Here is a 1,353-nt window from a genome sequence, read left to right as displayed (position 1 = left end):
CGACGTCAGCGCCTTGGTCTGGCTCGACGTCAGCGCTTCCACCTGGCCGGTGGTCAGCGCCTGCATGCTGCTGGTGGTCAGCGCGGTCACCTGGTTGGTACGCAGCGACGAGATGTCGGTCGTCTCAATCGCGATGATCTGGCTGGTGCCCAGGGCGGCCAGCTGGCTCGAACCGAGCGCGGCCACTTGCGCCGTCTTCAGTGCCACAACCTGGCTGGTGCCCAGCGCGATGACCTGGCTGGTGCCCAGCGCGGCCACGCCGGCCGTGCTCAGCGCCTGCACCTGGCCGGTGCTCAGCGCCAGCACGTCGGANACCTGGCTGGTGCCCAGCGCGATGACCTGGCTGGTGCCCAGCGCGGCCACGCCGGCCGTGCTCAGCGCCTGCACCTGGCCGGTGCTCAGCGCCAGCACGTCGGACGTTTCCAGCGCCGCCACTTGCGTGGTCTTCAGCGCGGCGACGTCGGCCGTTTCCAGCACGATGATCTGGCTGGTGCCCAGGGCCTGTACTGCACTGGTGCCCAGCGAGGCAACTTGGCCGGAGCTCAGCGAGGCAACCTGGCCGGTGGTCAGCGCGGCAACCTGGCTGGTGCCCAGCGCGCCGATCTGCGCCGTCTTCATGGCAGCCAGGTCGGTCGTTTCAATCGCGATCACCTGGCTGGTGCCCAGGGCGGCGATCTGGCTGCTGCCCAGGGCGGTCACCTGACCGGACTTCAGCGCGGCAACCTGGCTGGTACCCAGCGCGACGACCTGGCTGGTGCCCAGCGCGGCGATGCCGCCCGTGCTCAGCGACTGCACCTGGCTGGTGCCCAGTGCAATCAGGTCGGACGTTTCCAGCGCGGCCACTTGCACGGTCTTCAGTGCGGCCACGTCGGAGGTTTCTATCGCGATGATCTGGCTGGTGCCCAGGGCCACGATCTGGCTGGTGCCCATGGCGGCCACTTGCGCCGTCTTCAGCGCCACCACCTGGCTGGTGCCCAGCGCGATGACCTGGCTGGTGCCCAGCGCGGCCACGCCGGCCGTGCTCAGCGCCTGCACCTGGCCGGTGCTCAGCGCCAGCACGTCGGANGTCTTCAGCGCCACCACCTGGCTGGTGCCCAGCGCGATGACCTGGCTGGTGCCCAGCGCGGCCACGCCGGCCGTGCTCAGCGCCTGCACCTGGCCGGTGCTCAGCGCCAGCACGTCGGAGGTTTCCAGCGCGGCCACTTGCGCGGTCTTCAGCGCAGCGATGTCGGCGCTTTCCAGCGAGATGATCTGGCTGGTGCCCAGCGCTACCACCTGGCTGGTGCCCAGCGCGGCCACCTGGCCCGAGGTCAGGCCGACGATCTGGCCGGTGGCCAGCGCGGCAACCTGGCT

Annotated in this window: 2 protein-coding genes and 1 pseudogene; all 3 read right to left on the bottom strand. The window is 70.3% G+C overall.

The features are described 5' to 3' along the window. Window positions 1–306: hypothetical protein (locus ASC94_RS34275; RefSeq protein WP_373888115.1), on the bottom strand; the 306-nt coding region annotated here is incomplete at its 3' end. Window positions 307–313: 7 nt separating this feature from the next. Continuing rightward, window positions 314–1,065: pseudogene (locus ASC94_RS34270) on the bottom strand (heme utilization protein); the annotation flags it as partial. Window position 1,066: 1 nt separating this feature from the next. Beyond that, on the bottom strand, window positions 1,067–1,338 hold a 272-nt coding region (locus ASC94_RS34265), incomplete at its 3' end, for a hypothetical protein (protein WP_373888114.1). Window positions 1,339–1,353: the final 15 nt, after the last annotated feature.

Origin of the sequence: Massilia sp. Root418 (assembly GCF_001425265.1) — a bacterium.
GTDB lineage: Bacteria > Pseudomonadota > Gammaproteobacteria > Burkholderiales > Burkholderiaceae_D > Rugamonas.
The sequence above is the reverse complement of the archived record's forward strand: the minus strand, read 5'-3'. Positions and strand labels throughout refer to the sequence as shown.